The sequence below is a fragment of the Vibrio sp. L85 genome, from assembly GCF_963871815.1.
GTDB lineage: Bacteria > Pseudomonadota > Gammaproteobacteria > Enterobacterales > Vibrionaceae > Vibrio > Vibrio harveyi.
Genome location: NZ_CAWMYL010000106.1, coordinates 1 through 647, shown reverse-complemented (window position 1 = coordinate 647; position 647 = coordinate 1). Strand labels below are relative to the sequence as shown.

Annotated in this window: 1 protein-coding gene; it reads right to left on the bottom strand. The window is 36.9% G+C overall.

What is annotated here, in order from left to right; genetic code table 11:
* Positions 1–107: ParA family protein (locus tag AACR11_RS09965; RefSeq protein WP_145953659.1), on the bottom strand; the 107-nt coding region annotated here is incomplete at its 3' end.
* Positions 108–647 lie beyond the last annotated feature (540 nt).

The window sequence follows — 647 nt, the reverse complement described above, 5'->3', positions numbered from 1 at the left end:
ACAAGAACTTTTCTTTTTCGCGCCAGCTCTGCACCTAAGTTTACAAGAGTAGTCGTTTTCCCAACTCCGCCTTTTTGGTTTGCTGCACTAATAACTTTAGTTTTCATAATGAACCTTCCGATGTATTACATGTGTAATACATAAAATATCGAACAATTGGGCAAACGTCAATGTATTACATGTGTAATACACATATAATAAATATTTCAGACCCCTTTAATGACGACTGATCATCGACATCGTCATAATCCATTACCGTGTATGCCTTCCACCCTTGGCAAACCTCATATTCATTTGCCGGAGAGTCAATAAACAAGCCGTACTTTGTTTGATTTCCTCAATCAGGACTGTTTAGTGCCTTTATCCAACCGCTACACTTTGTGTATTACACATGTAATACACAAAGTGTAGCGGTTGAGAAAGCATCAATCTTTTTTTAGGTAAAAAAGCACGAATTAACTAGCAAACTTGTTCAATATGACAGGTGCAGTAACTATTTAAAGTTAATATCGTTTTCTCCTTAAAATTCTTAAAGGAAAAACCATGAGCGCAACAACGTATCTAACTATTGAAATTACCAGATTGCGACAACAAGTGAGCAAATAGAGCGTTCAGCTCCAGTGGAAAAGCATTACGGCACGAAAAAG